Below are 17,815 nucleotides of genomic sequence, written 5' to 3' on the forward strand. Positions count from 1 at the left end.
AAAAACCTTCGTGCAAGTGAGAATCAGAAGCCTGCAAGCACTGCCTTGCCCTTCATACGGCCGCTTTCCACCATCGCATGTGCCTTCTTCAGATTTGCCGCATTGATCGGACCGACGGTCTCGGTGAGCGTCGTGCGGATCTGTCCGGCGTCGACCAGTTCGGAAATCTTGTTCAGCAGCTTGTGCTGCTCGATCATGTCAGGCGTGCCATAAAGCGGGCGGGTGAACATCAGCTCCCAATGAATGGAGATGGCCTTGCGCTTGAAGGGCACGATGTCGAGTGTCTTGGGATCGTCGATCAGTGCGAAGCGGCCCTGCGGCGCGATGGCTTCCACGATGTCGCCGATGTGACTGTCGGTATTGGTTGTCGAGAAAACGAATCCCGGCGCGCCGATACCAAGCGCTGCCACCTGAGGCGCGATCGGCTTGGAGTGATCGACGACGTGATGTGCGCAGAGCGCCTTCACCCAGTCCTGCGTTTCCGGCCGCGATGCCGTTGCGATCACGGTGAGGTCGGTGAGAGAACGGGCGATCTGGATGGCGATCGAGCCGACCCCGCCTGCGCCGCCGATGATCAGGATGGAGCGTGCCGGGCCCGCAATGGGGTCCTGCACCTTCAGCCGGTCGAACAACGTCTCATAAGCGGTGATCGAGGTCAGCGGCAGGGCGGCTGCGGCCGCGAAATCGAGGCTCCTCGGTTTTTTGCCGACAATGCGCTCGTCGACGAGGTGGAATTCGGCATTGCTGCCCGGACGGCTGATGACGCCGGAGTAGAACACCTCGTCGCCCGGCCTGAACAGCGTGACGTCAGCACCGATGGCCTTGACGACACCGGCGGCATCCCAACCGAGCACCTTCAGTTCGTCGGCAGGTTGCGCGGAATGGGCGCGCACCTTCACATCGACGGGATTGACCGAGACCGCCTTGATCTCGACGAGCAGATCGTGGCCCCGAGCTTCCGGCATCGGCAAGTCGACATCGATCAGCGAGGTCTCGGCGGTAATGGGCAGTGGGGTTTTATAAGCGACGGCGCGCATGGGAAACTCCTGTGTTCTTTGCACGGAAGCTAGATGCGCACTATGTTCGAGCAACGCAAGAATGCACAAATTCTGTACGTAGTACCATAAAGGATACTGTAAAATGTCGTTGCCGCGCGCCAAACTCGTCAGGAATTTTCCCGGTTGCCCTTTAGAGGCGACGCTGAGCTACCTCGACGGCAAATGGAAGGGTGTGATCCTCTTTCACCTCATGAAGGGCACGCTGCGCTTCAACGAACTGCGCCGCAAGCTACCGGCCGTGACCCAGCGGATGCTGACGAAGCAGTTGCGCGAACTCGAAGGGTCCGGTCTGGTGTCGCGTACCGTCTTCCCGGTGGTGCCGCCGCGTGTTGAGTACGCGATGACGCCGCTAGGCATGACGCTGAAGCCGGTCGTCGATGCGCTTGCCGCCTGGGGCGACGATTATGTCTTCTGCAACCCGGAAGGACGTGAGTTGCGCATGTCCTCAGGCGGGCTGCACACGCCGGCTGCGCCTCTCCAGGCGGGCTGAGGCTGCGAAGACGAAGAGACCAAGGAAGGAGAGTGCTGCGCCGACGTAGCCCGTGGCCGCAAAGCCGTAACCCCAGGCGATGACGAGGCCGCCGAGCCAGGCGCCAATCGCATTGGCGATATTGAAGGCGGAATGGTTGGAAGCGGCCGCCAGCGTCTGCGCATCAGCGGCGACATCCATCAGCCGCGTCTGCAGCGCCGGGCCGGCGGCAAAACCGCAGCCGACGAAGAAGACCGAGAGGCCAAGCATATAGGGGTTGGCGGCGGTCAGCGAAAAGGTCGTGAGCACGACGATATTGTAAACGAGCGATCCGCCGATCGTGCCGAGCAGCGACTTGTCGGCGAGCCATGAGCCGATGAAATTGCCGGCATTCATGCCGATGCCGAAGAGCACCAGCATGACCGGAACGGCGCTTGCCGGCAGCATCGCCACCTCGGTCGTCGTCGAGGCGATATAGCTGAACATGGCGAACATGCCGCCATAACCGACCGCGGCGATCCCGAGCGTCAGCCAGACCTGTGGTCGGCGGAAGGCGCCGAGTTCACGTGAGAAACTCGCTTCTTCGGAGACCCTGTCCTTCGGAACATAGACCCAGATCAAGGCCACTGTCAGCAGCCCGACGACCCCGACCGACAGGAACGCAACCTGCCAGTCCAGCGATTGGCCGAAAAGCGTCGTCAGCGGCGTGCCGAGGAGCGTTGCGACAGTCAGTCCGAGCATGACGCGTCCGACAGCGCGTGCCCGCCGATGAATCGGCACCATTGAGGCGGCCACAAGTGCGGCGACGCCGAAATATGCGCCATGCGGCAGGCCGGTGATGAAGCGCAGGACGGTGAACGTCTCAAAGGTCGGCGCCACGGCGCTCGAGATATTGCCGAGGGCAAAGACCAGCATCAGCAACAAAAGTAATGTGCGGCGCGCCATCTTCGCGGCGAGCACGGCGATGACGGGCGCGCCGACGACGACGCCGAGCGCATAGGCGCTGATGACGTATCCAGCCTGCGGCGTCGTCACCGAGAAGGTATCGGCCACATTGGGCAGCAGCCCCATGATTGCGAATTCGCCGGTGCCGATGCCGAAGCCGCCGCAAGCGAGCGCCAGTTGAACCAAAACCACGGTCGTTGCCGACGGCAGCTCGTCAGCAGGCTGGGTACCGACGGAATCGTTGATGGCGATCTCACTCATGGGAGCTCTCTCTGGACGGTTTCTGCTCGGCAGGCCACTGGCCAAGTGCGGCCACGAGGCGATCGGGACAAATGGCGGGAAGGAAGATGGCGATATCTGATCTATCCGTAATATGCCGGCAGGCGTCGAGTGCATTTTTCGCAGTGCAGCGTCTTGCTATGTGCATATGTCCGTTGCAACATTTGCATTTCTGTCATTTCTGCCGAGCCAGGGCGGCGCTTGAAATCGTCGGTGCCGCAACCATTTGAGGAGCAAGGCAGGACCATTTCCGCGCCAGGGACGGGAGCCCTCATGAAGCTTGTAGGCTTTTTCAATCGCGACGGCGGTACCTTCAAGACCACCGATATGCTGGCCTACGAGAAGAGGGCGGAAGCAGCGTTCCGCGATGCGGGGCACGATTTCGACGCGATCGTTTTCTCCGGAAATGAAATCATTCCGGCCATGGAACGTGCGGCCAAGCGCGACGATATCGACGGCATCGTCGCCGGAGGCGGCGACGGGACGATTTCGGCGGCGGCATCGATCGCCTGGAAGAACGGTATCGCACTCGGCGTCGTCCCGGCCGGCACCATGAACCTCTTTGCCCGTTCGCTGCGCGTGCCGCTCGATATCTGGCAGGCTCTCGACGTGCTTGCATCAGGCGAGATCGACAATGTTGATATTGCCAGCGCCAACGGCCGCCCCTTCATTCATCAGTTTTCCGCCGGCTTGCATGCCCGCATGGTGCGCTATCGCAATTCCTATAGCTATCGCTCGCGGCTGGGCAAGATCAGGGCAAGCACGAAGGCGGCCCTCGGCGTTATCTTCAATCCGCCTGAATTCGAGGTCGAGTTCGAAGCGGCCGGCATGCGCGAGCGTCGCCGGGTTTCGGCAGTCTCGGTCTCCAACAACCCGTTTGGCGAAAATGCACTGCTGTATGCCGATAATCTGAGAAGCGGCGAACTCGGCTTCTATACGGCAAATCCGCTGAAACCGCTCGGTGTCGCCCGCCTCGCCTTCGATATGATGCGCGGCAAGGTCCGCGAGAACGCGGACGTCATGGTGATGCACCCGGCCGAGGTGCGCCTGCATTTCCCGAAGCTGCGCTCCAAGGCCAATTGCGTGATGGACGGGGAGCTGCTGCCGCTCGAACGCGACGTCTTGATCCGTCTGCATCCGGGCGAACTGAAGGTTCTCGTCAAGCAGGGTCTGGCGGCTCAGATCGATGCGGACGAACGCCGCGAACCCGCGGCGTAACGGAAGGATTCAGAGACGCGGTAGGTAGGTGCGATAGTCGAAATCGGAGACCGTGCGAAGATGCGCCAGCGCTTCCTTGCGCTTGGTGTCCCCATAGAGCGCCTGATAGCGGCTGCCGAAGATATCGGCGATGAAGGGCGAGGTGCGGAAGGTCTCGACCGCGCTCAGGAAATCATGCGTCAGTCGCCTCGTATCTGCGGGCGTGTGCGCGGGCGTCGTCTCCTCGCCGGGATCGAGCTCGCGGTCGAGACCGGTGAGCATGCCGCCGAGGATCGCCGCCAGCAGCAGATAAGGATTGGCATCGGCGCCGGCGACGCGATGCTCGATGCGTGCGGCCGGCCCGTCCTTTTCGGGTATGCGGATTGCCGTGCCGCGATGGCCGTTGCCCCAGCTCAGATCGACGGGCGCGAAGGAGCCCGGCTGAAAGCGCCGGTAGGAATTGGCGAAGGGGGCGAAGATCAGCTGCGCCTCGCGCATGCTGTCGAGCATACCTGCCGTGACCGATTTCAGCAGCTTCGGCTCGCCGCCTTTGGCGTCGAGAATGTTGCGGCCCTGTTCGTCGATGACGCTTACATGCACATGCAGGCCGGAACCGGCATGGTCGGAATAGGGCTTGGCCATGCAGGTCGATTTCAGCCCGTGGCGGCGCGCCGCCTGTTCGGCGATGCGCTTCAAATAAAGGCAGTCGTCGGCTGCCGCCAGCGCACTGGGTCGGTGCATGAGATTGACCTCGAACTGGCCGGGTCCGAATTCCGCTGTCGTCGCGTCCGCCGGCAGCCCCTGCGCCTTGGCATAGGCCCTCAGCGTCCGCAGATAGCTGTCGAGCGCGTCGACGGCGCTCATGTCGTAGAGCTGGAAACCATTCGGCTCGCCGCCATAGGTGAGGCTTTCGGGCGGGGAAGGCCGTCCGGTCTCGCGCCAGTCTGCGGACATCACATAGAATTCCAGCTCGGTGGCGATGACGGGCGTCAGCCCGCGCAGCCTGTAGCGTTCGACCACCGAGGCGAGGATCGCGCGCGGATCCATGAAGCTCGGGGTGCCGTCGAATTCGCACATGGTGGCGAGGACCTGCATCGAGCCCTCCGGCGCCCAGGGCATTGGCGCGAGGCTGCGTCGGTCTGGAACGACCATCCCGTCGGGATCGCCGATGGTTAGCGACAGGCCGGTGATGTCGTCATTGTCGTCGCCCCAGATGTCGAGCGACTGTGTCGATGTCGGCAGGCGGATCTCGCCGGCCCAGACCTTGCCTTCGCTGCCGGGCGGAAGCTGTTTGCCGCGCAGCTCGCCATTCATGCCGACGATCAGGATATCGAAACGTGGGTCTCCATCGGCCTTGCCGTCCATCCTGTCGCTCACCATGACCTTGAAAATCCTCCGGGACAAGGCCAAGCTCCTATCCCATCGACAGCAGCCTTTCAATCCGCGAGGATCTTTTGCCAGTGATGCCCGATACTTACCCGCCCTCCAACCTTGCTGCGATCGACGCCGCGCACCATCTGCACCCCTTCGCCGACATGAAGAAGCTGAACGTCGAGGGAACGCGGATCATTCAGCGCGGCGAGGGCGTCTACATCTTCGATAGTCACGGCATAAAATATCTTGACGGCTTCGCCGGCCTTTGGTGCGTCAACATCGGCTACGGCCGCCGAGAGATCGCCGAAGCGGTTGCAAGGCAGATGAACGAGCTGCCCTATTACAACACCTTCTTCGGCACGACCTCCACGCCGACGGCGCTGCTGGCGCAGAAGGTGACGTCGCATGCGGGCAAACGGTTCAACCATATTTTCTTCACCGGCTCCGGTTCGGAAGCGAACGACACCTGGTTCCGCATGGCTCGCGTCTATTGGAGCGCCGTCGGCAAGCCGTCCAAGAAGATCGTGATCGCGAGGAGGAACGGCTATCACGGCTCGACCGTCGCTGGCGCCAGCCTCGGCGGCATGAAGTACATGCATGAGCAAGGCGATCTGCCGATATCAGGCATTGTCCATATCGGGCAGCCCTATTGGTACGGCGAGGGCGGCGATCTCTCACCAGCCGAATTCGGCCTGAAAGTCGCCCGCGAGCTCGAAGCCAAGATCGACGAACTCGGCGAGGAAAATGTCGCGGCCTTCGTCGCCGAACCGGTGCAGGGGGCTGCCGGCGTCATCATTCCGCCCGAGACTTACTGGCCTGAGATCGACCGCATCTGCAAGGCGCGCAATATCCTGCTGGTAACCGACGAGGTGATCTGCGGTTTCGGCCGCCTGGGCGCCTGGTTCGGCCATCAGCATTTCGGCGTCGAACCCGATCTCGCGCCGATTGCCAAGGGGCTTTCCTCCGGCTATCTGCCGATCGGCGGCGTGCTCGTCAGCGGCCGCATCGCCGATGTGCTGATCAACGAGGTCGGCGATTTCAATCACGGCTTCACCTATTCCGGCCATCCGGTCTGCGCCGCCGCGGCTCTCGAAAACCTGCGCATCATCGAGGAGGAAAAACTGGTCGAGCGCGTGCGCGACGATATCGGTCCCTACTTCGGCAAGGCCTGGGCAGCACTGGCCGAACACGATCTTGTCGGCGAGGCGGTCAGCATTGGCCTCATGGGCGGCCTGCAGCTTACTGCCGACAAGAGCGCGCGCACCCGTTACGAAAAGCCCGATCAGGTCGGCGCGCTCGTCCGCAATCACGCATTGGCGAACGGCCTGGTGCTGCGCGCCACCGGCGACCGCATGCTCGCCTCGCCACCACTCGTCATCAGCCGCGCTGAGGTGGACGAGATGGCGAGAATCACCAGGCTGGCATTGGATGCGGCCTGGAAGGAGCTGAAATCATGAAGTCGTTCAGTTGGCCTGGTTGATCCAGGCATAACCGAAGCGATAGCGGTCGTCGCCGCGCCCGTAGAGATATGGCACATCGATAACCGCGGCGTCGGGCGCGGATACGCCGAGATTGACCTGGAGCCATTGCGCCATGGCCGGCGGCAGCCCTTCGTTTTTCTCCCTCTGCAGCATGAGCCACACCAGGAGAAGCGGCCGGCGGCCTGAGATATCCGGCTTGAAGCCGGGATAATCGACTGAGAGGACGGGAATACCGGGAATATCCTGTCTGAGATTGCCGGCGAGCAGGCTGTCGCCGGCAAGGATCGCCGCCGGTTCGGCCTGCCTGCGCAAGGTTTCCAGCATATCAGCATATGGCCTGTTCAGCCGCTCGTAATGACCTGAGAAGCGCGCGCTCGCCACACTGCCGTAAAGGGCCGCCGGCACGCCGATCATGATGATGGCAACGATCGGCATGAAACGCCGCAAAGCCTTGTCGGTCTCCACCCCTGCCGCCTCGATCTTTAGGCAGAGATAAAGCGGCACTATGAACAGCATCGGCACCAGCCAGCGATCCTTGATGCCGGCCGCGCCGCCGAAGACGATCAACAGCAGGATGCCGATGACGAAGACGAGCAGCATCCGCTCGAGGAGCCGTGTCCATTCCGATTGGGCAGTCAGCGCTGAGCGAAGCTTCTTGCCGAAGACCATGGCGAACACTGCTATGGTCAATCCGGCGAAGCTGATGACGGCGAGAGCGAGCGAGCCGATGCCCATGGCGACCTGCATCAGATAGCTCGCATGGCCGCTCGCCGTCATCTTCTCCAGCGTGCGCGCGGTTGCGAAATCGAGATTGTCCTTCAGCCAGAAGAGATGCGGCAGGATGATGACGAGGGCCACGATCACGGTCAGCTCCAGCCGCCGGTCGAAGATTCGCGGCCGCAGGCGTGTATCCGCCAGCGCGGCAATCAGGGCAGCGGCCGGTAGGATGGCGAAATTATACTTGGCAAGCAGACCGAAACCGATGCCGATGCCCGCGATCAGATAGGAGGCAAGGCTCGGCTGCTTCAGGCTGCGGATGAAACCGTAGAAGAAGATGCTGGCCGAGAAGAAGACCGCGACCGTGTGCGTCAGGTCACGCTGCATCTCGAAAACCATCTGCGGAATGGTGAGCAGCCCGAGTGTTGCGATTGCCACGAGCGCCTTGTCACGCAGGACGAGCCGCGCCGTCAGGCCATACAGCAGATAGGAGATGAAGAGCAGAAGGTTCTTGACGACGGACAGGGCGGCAAGCGAGACGCCGGCAAACTGGAAGACGGCATATTGCAGCCAATTGTAGAAGGGCGGCTGCGGGCCATAACCGGCGGCGAGCCATTGTGAGCGAAAGGCCTGTTCCGCCTCGTCGAGATCGAGTGAATGCGATGTCGCCAGCCTCACACCGATCTGAAGGACGAAATAGGCGGCCAGCAGGATGAAAATCCACCTGACGTCGCGAAGGCTGGTCTCGCTCATCTATCTCGCTCCCGGCCGAACCCAGGCATAGCCGAGTGCGAAATTATCGCCCTGGCGACCGAAATGATAGGGAAGCGACAAGGCGCCGATCTCCTGCGGTGCGATATCGGCCGCCCCCAGCGCCGATGAAAATCGCTCCGGCATGGCCGCATCGGCGGCCGTCGCCGTCTTCTTGCCGCGCCAGACGATGAGCACTGGTCCGTCCGATGTCGCATAGGCCGGGATGCCGGGTGCAGGGAAATCCGGGATCACCACGGGCACGCCGGGAAACTGCAGCCGCATGTTCCCACCGACATAGGTATCCGAGGCGATCACCAGCGCAGGTTCGGCCTGTCGCGTCATTTCGCGGGCGAGATCGGCCATCGGCACATTCGGCCTGCTGTAGGTGCCGATCAGCCCGGCGCCGACGACGCGGAAGCCGAGCGCCACCAGGACGCAGGCCATCAGCACCGGCACGACGGGTCGGAAGCGGCGCAGTCCGGCGGAAAGGTCAAACCCGGCCGCCTGCATCTTTGCCAGGAAATAGATCGGCAGCACCAGCAGGAACGGGTCGAGCCAGCGTTCACGCACCGTCGTGGAGCCGGTGAACAGAACGATCAAAAGGATTCCGGCGAGGCTGGCAAGCATCATCCGCTCCATCATCCCTGTCCAGCGGTTTCCGGATGCGAGCGCCCTGAAAAAGTTCCGGCCGAAGGCGGCGGGGAAAATGGCGATGGGCAGCGCCGCAAAGGCGATGATGGCGATGACAAAGGCGAGAATGCCCTTGCCGATGCGCAAGGCTCCGGCCGGTTCATTGCCGGCGGCCATTTTGACCAGAGTATCGGAGGAGGCGAATTCGAGGTTGCTCCGCAGCCAGATCGCGTGCGGCAGCACGATGATGAGCGCGACGGCGATCGCTGCCAGGATACGCCAGTCCAGCACCCTGCGCCGCCATTCGGCATCGGGCAGGACGGCGATCAGCGCCGCGACGGGCATCAGCGCGAAATTATATTTCGAGATCAGCCCTATGCCGGTCGCAAGCCCGAGCAGGAGGTAGCTGCCGAGGTCGGGCCGCTCGAGCGTGCGGAAGAAGCCGTAGAGGAAGAGCGAACTGGCAAAGAGCAGCGCCGTCGTATGGGTCAGATCCTGCTGCGCCATGTAGGAGACCTGGGGCAGCGTGATCAATGCCATCATTCCGACGGCGGCAAGCTTCTCGTCCTTCAGCGCCTCGCGTCCGGCAAGGCCGTAAAAGAGGTAACACAGGAAGAGCAGGATGTTCTTCGGGATAACAAGCGCGCCCATCGACAAGCCGGTCACCGAAACGATGGCATATTGCATCCAGTTGTAGAAGGGCGGCTGCGGGCCATAACCCGCCAGCAGATATTGCGAGAAGAAGGACTGCTCGGCCTCGTCGAGTTCCAGCGCGTGCGGAAGTACCAGCCTGAGCGCGATGTTCAGCACGAAATAGGCTGCAAGCAGCAGCGCCGCGGTTCTCATCGTCCTCGTCGCCCGGTTCAGCATCGTGCTGCCGGTTTATGCTTGGCTTTGATCGTCGAAGATCTCCCGGACGATGTAGTTCGGGGAGGCATCGTCACGATAGTAGGTGCGCGCGATCATTTCCGCCAGGATGCCGGTGGTGATCATCTGTACCGACGAAAGCAGGAGCACGACGCCGACCATCAGCATCGGACGTGTGCCGATATCGTTGCCCATGATGAACTTGTCGAACCCGAGATAGAGCAGGATCAAGATGGCAACCGCGCCGAGACCGAGACCGAGCGAGCCGAAGAAATGGCCGGGCCGCGCCTTGTAGCGCATGAAGAACATCACCGACAGCAGATCGAGGATAACGCGGAAGGTGCGCGAGATGCCGTATTTCGAAACACCGTGCTCGCGGGCATGGTGGGTGACGGCCATCTCGCCGATGCGCGAACTCGGGACGACGCCGGCGACCCAGGCTGGGATGAAGCGGTGCATCTCGCCCATCAGCTTCACCTGCTTGATGATCGAGGCCCGGTAGATCTTCAGGCTGCAGCCGTAGTCGTGCAGCTTGACGCCGGTGATGCGGCCGATCAGGTAGTTGGCGCACCAGGAGGGGATCTTGCGCAGGAACAGGCCGTCCTTGCGGTTCTTGCGCCAGCCGACCAGCAGGTCGAGTTCGCGCCGCTCGAGCTCCGAGACCATCGCAGGGATGTCCTTCGGGTCGTTCTGCAGATCGCCGTCCATCGTCGCGATTAGCCGCCCCCGGGCGGTATCGATGCCAGCCTGCATGGCGGCAGTCTGGCCGAAATTACGCTGCAGCTCGACGATCCGGAGCGCCAGGCCCTTGCGGCCGACGAATTTTCGGGCGTTGACGAGCGTCGCATCCGTGCTGCCGTCGTCGACGAGGATCAGTTCCCAGCGATGAGGATACTCGGCCATCGCCGCAACGATGCGCTCGACCAGCGGGCCGACGCTTTCCTCTTCGTTGAAAACGGGCACGACCAGCGACAGCTCGAGCGATTGTACCGGATCATTCGTGCCGCGAATGGGCTCTACCGTTGTCTGCAACTTTGCATCTCCAAAAGGCCGGGCGGCCTTGCAATCTTACTGCCGCCACCGCGCTTGCGGAAGCCTACTACATGAAGTGTCCGCCCGTTGCCAGCGGGCAATGCCGCTTTCACCGCAATCGGCCGACTTGCCGCAACCCTACTTCGCACCGCCTTCTACCCAGGAATAACCAATTGAGAACGTATGTTTGCCGTCACCGAAAAGATAGGGAAGGGTCAGCGTCTTCACCTCCTGCAGATGAATACCCGATCTCACGAGATCATCGGCAAAGTCGGGAGAAATGGTGGGGTCATTTGCGGTTTCTCCGCGCCAGACGACGAGCACAGGACCCTTCGCAGCCGCATATTCAGGCACCCCGGGGCCTGGAAAGAATGGGATCACGACGGGGACGTCGGGGAATTCCAGCTTCATGTTGCCGGCCACGAACTTGGTTCCCGCCACGATGAGAACCGGCTTGCGGGTCGCGGTCAGCTCGTCAACGAAATTCGCGAAGGGCACGTTCGTTCTCGTGTAAACGCCGGTATATTGCATGCCGACGATCCTGAGCAGAAGGATCGCCAGGATGACGACCATGAAGACCGGCACCACAGGCCGGAAGCGTGCAAGGCCGGCGGAAAGATCGACGCCGGCGGTTTCGAGCTTCAGGAACAGATAGATCAGCATGACGAGCAGGCACGGGTCGAGCCAGCGCTCGTGGATATCACTCGCGCCGGCGACGATGACGACACCGACGAAGGCGAGCAGGCTCACGATCATCATTCGCTCGATGACCCGTATCATCGGACTGGACGCGGAAAGCGCACGGAAGAAATCCCGTCGGAAGGCTGCTGCGAAGAGAACGATGGGCAGTGCGACGAAGCCGAGGACGGCGATGACGAGGGACAACAGCCCCTGACCGATGCGGGGAAGGCCAGCGGCGGCCTCGTGTTCGGCGGTCATCCGCTCCATGGTCGGGGCCGAAGCGCTGATGAGATTATCGGGCAGCCATAGCGCATGCGGCAGAATGATCAGAATGGCGATTGCGAACGCCGGCAGCAGACGCCAGTCCAACAGACGGCTGCGCCACTTTCGGTCCACCAGGACCGCGACGAAGGCGGCAAACGGCAGGATGGCGAAATTGTATTTTGAGATGAGGCCGATGCCGGTGGCGATGCCGATGACGAGATAGCTCCCGATTGTCGGCTGCCGAAGCGTGCGAAAAAAGCCGAAGAGAAAGAGCGAGGTCGCAAACAGCAGGGCAACGGTATGGGTCAGTTCGCGCTGCGCCATCAGGCCGACCTGTGGCAGGGTAATCAGGCTCAGCATAGCGACGGGTGCGAGCAGACGGTTCTTCAGCACCTCGCGGGCAGCCAGCCCATAGAAAAGATAGCAGCCGAAGAGAATGATGTTCTTCGGAACCGAGAGCGCCCACATCGTAATCCCGGTGACCGAGACGATGGCGTATTGGATCCAGTTGTAGAAGGGAGGCTGCGGACCGTAGCCGGCCAGAAGATATTGCGAGTAGAACGATTGTTCCGCCTCGTCGAGATCAAGCGTATGGGGCAATGCGATGCGGAGCACGATGTTCAGCAGGAAATAGACTGCCAGAAAAATGCTCGCGCTCGTGATGTTTCTGGTAATGCGCTCCAACATCGATCTCCAAGTCAGGCCGGCAAGACGCCGTGATCTGTCGGTCTGCAGCGGCGGTGGTCGGCCTTAAAGCGATCTCGCCGCCGTCGCTTCAACTCCGCCGTTGTGCCCAACCTTCATTTCTCCTAAAACGCCTGGCAATGGAGCCGAGGCTCATGCCGACGCCAAGCGAGGAATGCCTACTACATGAAGAGTTCGATCGTTGAAAGCCAGCAGTCCTGGTTTATGCGCAATCGCATGACGGCGCTGACGGTCGTAATTGTCGCAGCCTATGCGCTCTTCGTACAATGGTTCTGGGGTTGGCCCGTCATCATCAGCCAATGGGCCGATGTCGGGGCAGGCCCGGTGATCGGCGCGCTCGTGGCGTTGACGAGCACCTATTTCCTGCGTACCTGGCGCATCTACGACTATTTTCCCAAGGAGACGGCGGGCCGGTTCGCGATTCTCTTTCGCGTTACGCAGATCCACAATCTCCTGAACATCATGCTGCCCTTCCGCACCGGCGAGACCAGCTTTCCCTTGCTGATGCGCACCGAGTTCGGCATTCCGCTGACCCGCGGAACCTCGGCGCTCCTGGTCATGCGGCTGCTCGACCTGCACGCGCTTCTGGCTGCAGCGGGTATCGGCTTTGCGCTCGCCGCGGCCGATGCATTCGTCGCATGGTCGCTTTGGGCAGTCTTCCTGCTGCTGCCGGTCGCAGCCTTCGCCGCGCGCAAGCCGCTGTTCCGGCTCGCTGCCACGTTGTTGCCTGATAAGGCGCAGAAATTCGTCGTCGAGATCGAAAACGGTCTGCCGCTCGATGCCGCGGCGTTTGCGCGCGCCTGGGCGATGACCATCGTCAACTGGCTGGTGAAGGTGATCGTGCTCGCATGGGCGCTCGGCCTGATGGGCGTGCTGCCGATGGCGGCAAGCTTCGGCGGCGCGCTCGGCGGTGAACTCTCCTCCGTTCTGCCGGTGCACGCGCCGGGCGGCGTCGGCACCTATCCGGCCGGCATCACCGCCGGCGCCATTGCGCTCGGAGCCTCCAGCGAGCGGATGGCTCTGGCCGCGCTGGCGCAGGCAAGCGTCAATGCGCATCTCTTGATCATCGTCTCGGCGCTGACGGGCACCGCAATCTCACTGCCGCTCGGGCGCCGCGGCAAGCTCTGAAATCCGTTTCCGCAAAAAACCCTGCTCCGGCTCCTGCCGACAGAGCGACAGTGCCGTCTGATAGGCGGTGATCGCCTCTTCAGTGCGGCCAAGCCTGCGCAGGAAATCGGCGCGCGCCGAATGGGCGAGGTGATAGGACCTGAGCTCCTGACGCCCTAAAATGGCATCGACCAGATCCAGTCCCTTCGCCGGCCCTTCCGCCATTGATATCGCAACGGCGCGGTTGAGTTCCACGATCGGGGAGGGCTGCGCCGCCAGCAGCAGATCATAGTAGAAGGCGATGCGCCGCCAGTCGGTTTCTTCGGCGGTCGGCGCTCTGGCATGCTCTGCAGCGATCGCCGCCTGCGCCGTATAGGCGCTGATCTCCGCCACCCGCATCGCCTCGGCGAGCAGCGCCAGGCCTTCCGCGATTTTTGCACGGTCCCAGAGCGACCGGTCCTGGTCGGCAAGCAGCACCAGCGATCCCTGCTCGTTGCTGCGTGCCGAGCGGCGGGAATCCTGCAGCAGCATCAGCGCCAGAAGACCACGGGCGTCAGGATGCGGCAGCAGCGCCAGAAGCAGCCGCGCCAGCCTAACCGCCTCGGCGGTCAGGTCGGCGCGGACAACATCCTCGCCGGATGAGGCGGAATAACCTTCGTTGAAAACGAGATAGATGACGTGCAGCACCTGATCGAGCCGCTGAGGCAGTGCGTCGCGGCCCGGCACTTCGTAGGGGATATTCGCGGCGCGTATCCTGTTCTTGGCGCGCACGATCCGCTGGGCGACCGTCGGCGCCGGAACGAGAAAGGCATGGGCGATCTCTTCGGTGGTCAATCCGCAGATTTCGCGGAGCGCCATCGCCGTCTGCGCGTCGGATGGGATGGCAGGATGGCAGCAGGTGAAGATCAGGCGCAGCATGTCGTCCTCGATCGCTTCCATATCGCCGATCTCCGTTGTGTCGACGCTGTAGAGGCTGTCCTCGATGTGATGCTGCGAGGCGTCGAAGCGCGCTCGCCGCCGGATTGTGTCGATCGCCTTGAAACGTCCTGTCGAGACGAGCCAGGCGAACGGGTTGCCGGGAACGCCATCCGTCGGCCATGTCCGGGCGGCCGCGGCAAAGGCATCCTGAAGCGCTTCCTCCGCTCGGTCGAAATCCCCGAGCAGGCGGATCAGCGTCGCCAGCACCCGTCGCGACTGGGTTCGATAAATCTCTTCGATCACGCTCTCCAGCGGCTCACCTCCTCAGTACGGCGCGGGGAGTGTCCGCACGGGCCGGAGCTCGACCGCGCCGAAACGCGCCGAAGGGATCCGTCCGGCAATCTCTTTCGCCTGCATGAGGTCCGGCGCCTCGATGACGTAGAAGCCGGCGAGATGTTCCTTCGTCTCGACATAGGGGCCATCGGTGGCGGAGAGCGTGTTGTTACGAACGCGCAGCACCGTCGCTTGGTCAGGCATCTCCAAGGCATCGGCGTGGATCATGATGCCGTCACGGCGTAGCTCCTCATCGAAGGCGAAATGCGCTTTGATGAGTTCATCGGTCTCACCAGGCGTCAGCCTGCCATCCGTGTCGGCGCTGTTGTAGATCAGGCAGATGTAGCGCATGGCTAATTCCTATCCTGGATCGCGTAAGTCGGGCGCACTTCGATCGAGGAATATTTGAGGATCGGAAAGCTCGACGCGATCGTCTTCGCCTCCTCGATATTCTCTGCTTCTACAAGCACAAAACCGCCGAGATGCTCCTTGATTTCGGCAAATGGGCCATCGGTCGCAGAGACTTCGCCATTGCGCAGGCGGATCGTGACCGCTGTTGACGGTTCATGCAAGGCGAGTGCCACCTGCAGGTGACCGCTCTCGCGCCAGCGATTGTCGCTGATGATGCACTCCTGTGTGAGCGCATCCCATTCGCTCTGAGGGACCAGCTTGCTTTTTTCCGTGTCGAACCAGATCTGGCATAGAAATTTCATCGCTCTTTCCTCATTTGGTTCCGAATTCGTGGATTGGCCGCACTTCGATTGCGCCGAGCTTGGCGAGCGGGATGCCGGCGGCAACGCGGATCGCGCCGTTAAGGTCCTTGGCCTCGATCAGAATGAAGCCGCCGAGCGCTTCTTTCGTCTCGGCGAAGGGGCCATCAGTCACCGACATCTCGCCGCTGCGCACCCGAACCGTCACCGCCGATGTTGGCGGCTGCAGCGCCTGGGCGACGATCATATGCCCGCTTTCGACGAGGTCCCTGTCGTAGTTCAGGGAATTTGCGTCGAGTTCGGCCTTCTCCTCCTGCGTCATGGTGTCGAGTATCGCGCCATCGAACCAGACCTGGCAGAGATATTTCATCGCGGGCAGCCTCCTTGCAGAGTTTCAATACCTCTGGACGAATGGGGTGCGGGCATTTCGACAGCGTCAGGAAAAATCTTTTGTGCCGGTCACCTGTCGAAATGACAAGTGAGCACTCGACAAGGCTTCGTCGAAACCTGTCGAGGAGAATGGCAATGAGTATTCTTGAAATCGCGCTGGCAAGCCAGATCTGGGCGCGCCGCCATGAGAAGCGCGGGCTGGCATTCGACGAAAGCGCTGGGCTGAAGGCCCTTCTGCGCGTCGCTTTCGTCTTCTTCGCCTTCACCCTGTTGATTGCAGCGCTGAATATCGCCGCCGACAGGCCGCAAATGCTTGCGCAGAGTTCGGCGCCTGTTGCGACCGGCCGATGAAGAAACGGCCTATTGGAATGCCGTCTCGAAGAAGCTGCGCAGTTTGCGCGAATGCAGCGCTTCCTTCGGCATGGCGGCCAGCTTCTGGACGGCACGGATGCCGATCTGCAAATGCTGGTTCACTTGCGTGCGGTAGAAGGCGGTCGCCATACCCGGCAGCTTCAACTCGCCATGCAGCGGCTTGTCGGAGACGCAGAGGAGCGTCCCGTAGGGCACGCGGAAGCGGAAGCCATTGGCGGCGATCGTTGCCGATTCCATGTCGAGTGCGATGGCGCGCGCCTGCGAGAGCCGCTTCACCGGCCCGCGCTGATCGCGCAGTTCCCAATTGCGGTTGTCGATCGTACCGACTGTGCCGGTGCGCATGATGCGCTTCAGCTCGAAGCCTTCGTAGCCAGTGATTTCGGCGACGGCCGCTTCCAGCGCCACTTGCACTTCGGCCAGCGCCGGAATCGGCACCCAGACCGGCAGGTCGTCGTCGAGAACATGGTCCTCTCGCATATAGGCATGGGCGAGAACGTAATCGCCGAGCCGCTGGCTATTGCGAAGCCCGGCGCAGTGGCCGAGCATCAGCCAGGCATGCGGGCGCAGCACGGCGACGTGGTCGGTGATCGTCTTGGCGTTGGAAGGGCCGACGCCGATATTGATCATGGTGATCCCGGCATGGCCCTTCTTCTTCAGATGATAGGCCGGCATCTGCGGCAGACGGGAAAGTGTCGCATCCGTTTCCGGCACACTTGAGCCGGGCAGGGTGACGATGTTGCCGGGCTCGACGAAGGCGGTGTAGCCGTCGCCGCCGTCCGCCATCAGCTTGCGCGCCCAGCTGCAGAATTCATCGATATAAAATTGGTAGTTCGTAAACAGCACGAAGTTCTGGAAATGCTCGGCATGCGTCGCCGTATAATGCGACAGCCGGGCGAGCGAATAGTCGATGCGCTGAGCGGTGAACGGCGCAAGCGGCGAGGGCTCTCCTGGCGGCGGGATATATTCGCCGTTGGCGATTTCGTCGTCGGTGGTGTTGAGGTCGGGCGTGTCGAAGATATCGCGCATTGGAACGTCGACAAAAGCTGAGGCCGATGCTTCGACATGGGCGCCCTCGCCGAAGGCGAAATGCAGCGGGATCGGCGTTGACGATTCCGAGACGACGATCGGAACATTATGGCTCTTGATCAGCAGCGACAACTGCTCCTTCAGGTAATGCCTGAAGAGCTTCGGCCGGGTGACCGTCGTCGTGTAGATGCCGGGCGCCGTGACATGGCCGTAGGAGAGGCGCGAATCGACATGGCCGAAGCTCGTCGTCTCTATGCTGACCTGCGGATAGAAGGCGCGGTAGCGCGAGGCGATTGGGGCGCCCTGGGCAAGGTCGGTGAAGCTCTGGATCAGGAACGCCGTATTGCGTTCATAAAGCGCTGTCAGCGTCTCGACGGCCTTGGCCGGATCATCGAAGCTCTCGGGCTGGAAAGGGGGCGGAGAGGAAATGTCGAGGGGCGACAGAGGGGAGATTCGTTTGTTCATGACGCATTATAGAGAGTTGTTTTTGACAAGCAAACGACGCGC

The 17,815-nt window shown here is 62.0% G+C and carries 17 protein-coding genes; 5 read left to right on the top strand and 12 right to left on the bottom strand.

Annotated elements, in window-relative coordinates; translation table 11 throughout:
- Nucleotides 1–23: 23 nt before the first annotated feature.
- Complete coding sequence (locus NXC14_RS06855; RefSeq protein WP_085777523.1) at nt 24–1,037, bottom strand: zinc-binding alcohol dehydrogenase family protein; 1,014 nt, start codon at nt 1,035–1,037, stop codon at nt 24–26.
- A 103-nt stretch (nt 1,038–1,140) separates the two neighbouring features.
- On the opposite strand from NXC14_RS06855, the gene NXC14_RS06860 reads away from it, so the two are divergent.
- Nucleotides 1,141–1,548, top strand: coding sequence for a helix-turn-helix domain-containing protein (locus NXC14_RS06860; protein ID WP_085777524.1), 408 nt, complete (start codon nt 1,141–1,143; stop codon nt 1,546–1,548).
- Here the strand turns inward: NXC14_RS06860 and NXC14_RS06865 are convergent.
- On the bottom strand, nt 1,504–2,733 hold the full coding sequence (locus tag NXC14_RS06865; protein ID WP_085777525.1) for an MFS transporter: 1,230 nt from the start codon (nt 2,731–2,733) through the stop codon (nt 1,504–1,506). The two genes, NXC14_RS06860 and NXC14_RS06865, sit on opposite strands and share 45 nt — an antisense overlap.
- A 291-nt stretch (nt 2,734–3,024) precedes the next feature.
- Here NXC14_RS06865 and NXC14_RS06870 point away from each other — a divergent pair, with 291 nt between their 5' ends.
- On the top strand, nt 3,025–3,969 hold the full coding sequence (locus tag NXC14_RS06870; RefSeq protein ID WP_085777526.1) for a diacylglycerol kinase family protein: 945 nt from the start codon (nt 3,025–3,027) through the stop codon (nt 3,967–3,969).
- Nucleotides 3,970–3,978: 9 nt separating this feature from the next.
- On the opposite strand, the gene NXC14_RS06875 is transcribed toward NXC14_RS06870, so the two are convergent.
- Nucleotides 3,979–5,328 carry a glutamine synthetase family protein gene (locus NXC14_RS06875; RefSeq protein WP_085777527.1) on the bottom strand — a complete coding sequence of 450 codons (1,350 nt, stop codon included), beginning with the start codon at nt 5,326–5,328 and terminating at the stop codon, nt 3,979–3,981.
- Nucleotides 5,329–5,411: 83 nt separating this feature from the next.
- Here NXC14_RS06875 and NXC14_RS06880 point away from each other — a divergent pair, with 83 nt between their 5' ends.
- Nucleotides 5,412–6,779, top strand: a complete 1,368-nt coding sequence (locus NXC14_RS06880) for an aspartate aminotransferase family protein (RefSeq protein ID WP_085777528.1) — start codon at nt 5,412–5,414, stop codon at nt 6,777–6,779.
- A 6-nt stretch (nt 6,780–6,785) separates the two neighbouring features.
- Here the strand turns inward: NXC14_RS06880 and NXC14_RS06885 are convergent, their stop codons facing one another.
- From NXC14_RS06885 to NXC14_RS06900, 4 genes are all read right to left on the bottom strand, one after another.
- Complete coding sequence (locus tag NXC14_RS06885; RefSeq protein ID WP_085777529.1) at nt 6,786–8,273, bottom strand: glycosyltransferase family 39 protein; 1,488 nt, start codon at nt 8,271–8,273, stop codon at nt 6,786–6,788.
- The gene (locus tag NXC14_RS06890) at nt 8,274–9,773 is read right to left on the bottom strand and encodes a glycosyltransferase family 39 protein (RefSeq protein WP_085777530.1); all 1,500 of its coding nucleotides are present in this window, start codon (nt 9,771–9,773) and stop codon (nt 8,274–8,276) included. It lies immediately after the preceding gene.
- Nucleotides 9,774–9,785: 12 nt separating this feature from the next.
- Nucleotides 9,786–10,802, bottom strand: a complete 1,017-nt coding sequence (locus NXC14_RS06895; RefSeq protein ID WP_085777531.1) for a glycosyltransferase family 2 protein — start codon at nt 10,800–10,802, stop codon at nt 9,786–9,788.
- A gap of 138 nt (nt 10,803–10,940) precedes the next feature.
- A complete protein-coding gene (locus NXC14_RS06900; RefSeq protein ID WP_085777532.1) occupies nt 10,941–12,434 on the bottom strand; it encodes a glycosyltransferase family 39 protein in 1,494 nt (497 codons plus the stop codon).
- Between the two features lie 183 nt (nt 12,435–12,617).
- Here NXC14_RS06900 and NXC14_RS06905 point away from each other — a divergent pair, with 183 nt between their 5' ends.
- Nucleotides 12,618–13,580, top strand: coding sequence for a lysylphosphatidylglycerol synthase domain-containing protein (locus NXC14_RS06905; RefSeq protein WP_085777533.1), 963 nt, complete (start codon nt 12,618–12,620; stop codon nt 13,578–13,580).
- Here NXC14_RS06905 and NXC14_RS06910 read toward each other — a convergent pair.
- From NXC14_RS06910 to NXC14_RS06925, 4 genes are read right to left on the bottom strand one after another with little or no spacing between them, the layout of a single operon-like run.
- Entirely contained in the window at nt 13,548–14,789 is a 1,242-nt protein-coding gene (locus NXC14_RS06910; protein ID WP_085777534.1) for an RNA polymerase sigma factor, read from the bottom strand. The two genes, NXC14_RS06905 and NXC14_RS06910, sit on opposite strands and share 33 nt — an antisense overlap.
- 12 nt (nt 14,790–14,801) lie before the next feature.
- Nucleotides 14,802–15,161, bottom strand: coding sequence for a YciI family protein (locus NXC14_RS06915; RefSeq protein ID WP_085777535.1), 360 nt, complete (start codon nt 15,159–15,161; stop codon nt 14,802–14,804).
- 2 nt (nt 15,162–15,163) lie between these two features.
- On the bottom strand, nt 15,164–15,523 hold the full coding sequence (locus NXC14_RS06920) for a YciI family protein (protein ID WP_085777536.1): 360 nt from the start codon (nt 15,521–15,523) through the stop codon (nt 15,164–15,166).
- Nucleotides 15,524–15,533: 10 nt separating this feature from the next.
- The gene (locus NXC14_RS06925; RefSeq protein ID WP_085777537.1) at nt 15,534–15,890 is read right to left on the bottom strand and encodes a YciI family protein; all 357 of its coding nucleotides are present in this window, start codon (nt 15,888–15,890) and stop codon (nt 15,534–15,536) included.
- A gap of 155 nt (nt 15,891–16,045) precedes the next feature.
- Between NXC14_RS06925 and NXC14_RS06930 the strand changes: the two genes are divergently transcribed.
- Complete coding sequence (locus NXC14_RS06930) at nt 16,046–16,261, top strand: hypothetical protein (protein ID WP_198175511.1); 216 nt, start codon at nt 16,046–16,048, stop codon at nt 16,259–16,261.
- A gap of 9 nt (nt 16,262–16,270) precedes the next feature.
- Here NXC14_RS06930 and amn read toward each other — a convergent pair whose 3' ends face one another.
- Entirely contained in the window at nt 16,271–17,773 is a 1,503-nt protein-coding gene (amn, locus tag NXC14_RS06935) for an AMP nucleosidase (protein ID WP_085777539.1), read from the bottom strand.
- Between the last annotated feature and the right edge of the window lie 42 nt (nt 17,774–17,815).

Source organism: Rhizobium sp. NXC14 (genome assembly GCF_002117485.1).
Lineage (GTDB): Bacteria > Pseudomonadota > Alphaproteobacteria > Rhizobiales > Rhizobiaceae > Rhizobium.

What these genes read in the sequence shown, in the direction of transcription:
- amn (WP_085777539.1), bottom strand. Translation starts at nt 17,773, where the DNA reads ATGAACAAACGAATCTCCCCTCTGTCGCCCCTCGACATTTCCTCTCCG.
- NXC14_RS06855 (WP_085777523.1), bottom strand. Translation starts at nt 1,037, where the DNA reads ATGCGCGCCGTCGCTTATAAAACCCCACTGCCCATTACCGCCGAGACC.
- NXC14_RS06885 (WP_085777529.1), bottom strand. Translation starts at nt 8,273, where the DNA reads ATGAGCGAGACCAGCCTTCGCGACGTCAGGTGGATTTTCATCCTGCTG.
- NXC14_RS06900 (WP_085777532.1), bottom strand. Translation starts at nt 12,434, where the DNA reads ATGTTGGAGCGCATTACCAGAAACATCACGAGCGCGAGCATTTTTCTG.
- NXC14_RS06870 (WP_085777526.1), top strand. Translation starts at nt 3,025, where the DNA reads ATGAAGCTTGTAGGCTTTTTCAATCGCGACGGCGGTACCTTCAAGACC.
- NXC14_RS06930 (WP_198175511.1), top strand. Translation starts at nt 16,046, where the DNA reads ATGAGTATTCTTGAAATCGCGCTGGCAAGCCAGATCTGGGCGCGCCGC.
- NXC14_RS06890 (WP_085777530.1), bottom strand. Translation starts at nt 9,773, where the DNA reads ATGCTGAACCGGGCGACGAGGACGATGAGAACCGCGGCGCTGCTGCTT.
- NXC14_RS06905 (WP_085777533.1), top strand. Translation starts at nt 12,618, where the DNA reads ATGAAGAGTTCGATCGTTGAAAGCCAGCAGTCCTGGTTTATGCGCAAT.
- NXC14_RS06875 (WP_085777527.1), bottom strand. Translation starts at nt 5,328, where the DNA reads ATGGTGAGCGACAGGATGGACGGCAAGGCCGATGGAGACCCACGTTTC.
- NXC14_RS06920 (WP_085777536.1), bottom strand. Translation starts at nt 15,523, where the DNA reads ATGAAATTTCTATGCCAGATCTGGTTCGACACGGAAAAAAGCAAGCTG.
- NXC14_RS06925 (WP_085777537.1), bottom strand. Translation starts at nt 15,890, where the DNA reads ATGAAATATCTCTGCCAGGTCTGGTTCGATGGCGCGATACTCGACACC.
- NXC14_RS06865 (WP_085777525.1), bottom strand. Translation starts at nt 2,733, where the DNA reads ATGAGTGAGATCGCCATCAACGATTCCGTCGGTACCCAGCCTGCTGAC.
- NXC14_RS06880 (WP_085777528.1), top strand. Translation starts at nt 5,412, where the DNA reads ATGCCCGATACTTACCCGCCCTCCAACCTTGCTGCGATCGACGCCGCG.
- NXC14_RS06860 (WP_085777524.1), top strand. Translation starts at nt 1,141, where the DNA reads ATGTCGTTGCCGCGCGCCAAACTCGTCAGGAATTTTCCCGGTTGCCCT.
- NXC14_RS06915 (WP_085777535.1), bottom strand. Translation starts at nt 15,161, where the DNA reads ATGCGCTACATCTGCCTGATCTACAACAGCGCCGACACGGATGGCAGG.